At 60.4% G+C, this 3,471-nt stretch carries 2 protein-coding genes and 1 pseudogene; 2 read left to right on the top strand and 1 reads right to left on the bottom strand.

Annotated elements, in window-relative coordinates:
• Both DBR24_RS31685 and ilvD read left to right on the top strand, forming a co-directional pair.
• Window positions 1–158: pseudogene (locus DBR24_RS31685) on the top strand (multidrug transporter CflA); the annotation flags it as partial.
• Window positions 159–415: 257 nt separating this feature from the next.
• The gene (ilvD, locus tag DBR24_RS07600; RefSeq protein ID WP_128614394.1) at window positions 416–2,257 is read left to right on the top strand and encodes a dihydroxy-acid dehydratase; all 1,842 of its coding nucleotides are present in this window, start codon (window positions 416–418) and stop codon (window positions 2,255–2,257) included.
• A gap of 87 nt (window positions 2,258–2,344) precedes the next feature.
• Here ilvD and DBR24_RS07595 read toward each other — a convergent pair whose 3' ends face one another.
• A complete protein-coding gene (locus DBR24_RS07595) occupies window positions 2,345–3,400 on the bottom strand; it encodes a haloacid dehalogenase-like hydrolase (RefSeq protein ID WP_128614393.1) in 1,056 nt (351 codons plus the stop codon).
• Window positions 3,401–3,471: the final 71 nt, after the last annotated feature.

Here is a 3,471-nt window from a genome sequence, read left to right as displayed (position 1 = left end):
TCAGCGCGCTGATCAGCCTGAGTCCGAGCAACCTGCAAGCGACCCTCGGCTACTGTTTTGTCCTGCTCAGTGGCATCGCACTGGCGTTGAACAGGCGGATCAGCCGTCGCGCCAGAGTGCTCGACCGCAGTGCCATCACCTCCACGGGCGGCGATTGAGCCTGCCGGTCGTCATGCCACTCGCACCGTCGGCACTGGAACAATGCTTTGCGCCATTCCCTCCGGACGCCAGCGGTGTAGAATCGGCTGATTCATCGCCATTCATCCCCCGGCGGGTTTATGAGCTCAGGCTGAGACCAGCGGCGATCCCGCAACGTCATCGGCAACTTCACGGACACACGGCCATTTCTGAGTGTTCCAGACGTCAATAGAAGCTCACTCCCCTTTGATACCTGATTAGCCGCCCGGAGTGCTCCATGCCAGATTACCGCTCGAAAACATCCACCCACGGCCGCAACATGGCCGGCGCCCGCGCACTGTGGCGCGCCACCGGGATGAAAGATGACGACTTCAAGAAGCCGATCATCGCCATTGCCAACTCCTTCACCCAGTTCGTACCAGGCCACGTGCACCTCAAAGACCTCGGTCAACTGGTGGCCCGTGAAATCGAACGCGCCGGTGGCGTCGCGAAAGAATTCAACACCATCGCCGTCGACGACGGCATCGCCATGGGCCACGACGGCATGCTCTATTCGCTGCCGAGCCGCGAGATCATCGCCGACTCCGTCGAGTACATGGTCAACGCCCACTGTGCCGACGCCATCGTCTGCATCTCCAACTGCGACAAGATCACCCCGGGCATGCTGATGGCCGCTTTGCGCCTGAACATTCCGGTGATCTTCGTATCCGGCGGTCCGATGGAAGCCGGCAAGACCAAACTCGCCTCCCACGGCCTCGATCTGGTCGACGCCATGGTGATCGCCGCCGACTCCAGCGCTTCTGACGAGAAAGTCGCCGAGTACGAACGCAGCGCCTGCCCGACCTGCGGTTCGTGCTCCGGCATGTTCACCGCCAACTCGATGAACTGCCTGACCGAAGCCCTGGGCCTCGCGCTGCCAGGCAATGGTTCGACCCTGGCCACCCACAGCGACCGCGAACAGCTGTTCCTGCAGGCCGGCCGCACCATTGTCGAGCTGTGCAAGCGTTACTACGGCGAGAACGACGAATCCGTGCTGCCGCGCAACATCGCCAACTTCAAGGCGTTCGAGAACGCGATGATGCTCGACATCGCCATGGGTGGGTCGACCAACACCATCCTGCACCTGCTCGCTGCCGCCCAGGAAGCCGAAATCGATTTCGACCTGCGCGACATCGACCGTCTCTCGCGCAGCGTTCCACAGCTGTGCAAAGTCGCGCCGAACATCCAGAAGTACCACATGGAAGACGTGCACCGCGCTGGCGGCATCTTCAGCATCCTCGGTTCGCTGGCCCGTGGTGGCCTGCTGCACACCGACCTGCCGACCGTGCACAGTCGCAGCATGGAAGAAGCCATCGCCAAGTGGGACATCACCCAGACCACCGATGAAGCGGTGCACCACTTCTTCAAGGCCGGTCCTGCGGGCATTCCGACGCAAACCGCGTTCAGCCAGTCGACCCGTTGGGAAACCCTGGATGACGACCGGGAAAACGGCTGCATCCGCAGCTTCGAGCACGCCTATTCCAAAGAAGGTGGCCTGGCCGTGCTGTACGGCAACATCGCCCTCGACGGTTGCGTGGTGAAAACCGCCGGCGTCGATGAGTCGATCCACGTTTTCGAAGGCAACGCGAAGATCTTCGAAAGCCAGGACAGCGCGGTGCGCGGCATCCTCGCCGACGAAGTGAAGGAAGGCGACATCGTCATCATTCGCTACGAAGGCCCGAAAGGCGGCCCGGGCATGCAGGAAATGCTCTACCCGACGTCGTACCTGAAGTCCAAAGGCCTGGGCAAAGCCTGTGCGCTACTCACCGACGGTCGTTTCTCCGGCGGTACTTCCGGTCTGTCGATCGGCCACGCTTCGCCAGAGGCAGCGGCCGGTGGCGCAATCGGTCTGGTGCAGAACGGCGACAAAGTGCTGATCGACATTCCGAACCGCTCGATCAACCTGTTGGTCAGCGATGAAGAACTGGCTGCGCGCCGGGTCGAGCAGGACAAGAAAGGCTGGAAACCGGTCGAGCAGCGTCCACGCAAAGTGACCACTGCACTGAAGGCCTACGCCCTGCTGGCGACCAGCGCCGACAAGGGTGCGGTGCGTAACAAGGCGATGCTCGACGGGATCTAAAAAAGCTCAAAGCAGCGAGCTACAAGCGGCAAGAAAGAGCAACGCGGCTCTTACTTGCAGCTTGCGGCTCCCCGCTATCAGCTGCTTTTATTGGATGTCTTCAGGCTTGACGATCACCCAGTTCTTGTCCGCCGTCACCGGCAAGCCTTCCTTGGCCTGCGCCGCGGCGTGCTTGGCCATCATGCCGTTGAGCTGAGTCATGTATTTGTCCTTGCGGTTGACCCACAGGTGGATACCGCCCTTGGCCACATCCACATCGTGGAACAGCATGTAGCCGTCGCTGCTCGGGGTGTCGCCGCCCACCAGTACCGGTTTTTTCCACTCGTCGATGTAGGTCAGGATCGCCGCGTGTTTGCCGGCCATCCAGGTCGCTGGGGTCCACAGGTACGGGGTGAGTTCGAGGCCGAGGTTGGCCTTCTCGTCATACTTGCCGGCAGTGATCTGTTTGCGCGCAGTGGTCAGCTCGCCGGTTTCGCGATTCTTCAACAACGTGGTCACGCCGATGACGTTCTGCGGTTTGACGTTGTAGCCGTACTTCGGATCGGCCGCGACCATCCGCACCAGTTCTTCGGAAGCGGCGGTCATCACGTAGACCTCGATGCCGTTCTCCATCAGCTTGTTGTACAACTCAGCCTGACCGGTAAAGACTTTCGGCGGATTAACGTCGAGTTTCTTCACCACATCGCCTTCGTAATAAGTCGCCGGCACCGGTTTGCCCGAAGCCATCAGCTCATCGACGTAGCCCTTCAGCTCTTTGAGGGTGAAGCCGGAGAACACCTGCGCCACCCACGGGTAGCAGACCATGTCGTCGACTTCGCACAGGCGATAGTAGTAACTGAACAGGCTTTCCTTGTGGTCGGCGGTGTCCTTGAACGGCATCAGTTTCAGCGAAGGATCGAGCTTGTCGCGAGTGATCAGCCCCTTGTTTTCCATGAACGGCAACAACGACTCTTCGAGGTCGTAGCGGTAACTGGTGTTGTCCATGTCGAACACCGCGTAGTTACCCTTGTTGGCGTTGGCCGCGATCATCGCGTCCAGCGCCTTGGCCTGATCCGCCGGCCAGTGCTTCAGATCGGTGGCGAATGCGTGAGCGGCCAAGCCCAATCCAAGAACCACAGCGAGCATTTTCGGTGCGAACTTCATCGGCGTTTTCTCCCTGACTGAAAGACATCGACGCTAACAAATAAGTGTGACAGTCCTCGTCTGTCAGCGAC

This window comes from Pseudomonas sp. HMWF006 (assembly GCF_003061205.1).
In the GTDB taxonomy this organism is placed as follows: domain Bacteria; phylum Pseudomonadota; class Gammaproteobacteria; order Pseudomonadales; family Pseudomonadaceae; genus Aquipseudomonas; species Aquipseudomonas monsensis.
The sequence above is the reverse complement of the archived record's forward strand: the minus strand, read 5'-3'. Positions and strand labels throughout refer to the sequence as shown.

Bases quoted from the DNA above. Each gene is read 5' to 3' on its own strand.
- DBR24_RS07595 (WP_128614393.1), bottom strand. From the start codon at position 3,400: ATGAAGTTCGCACCGAAAATGCTCGCTGTGGTTCTTGGATTGGGCTTG.
- ilvD (WP_128614394.1), top strand. From the start codon at position 416: ATGCCAGATTACCGCTCGAAAACATCCACCCACGGCCGCAACATGGCC.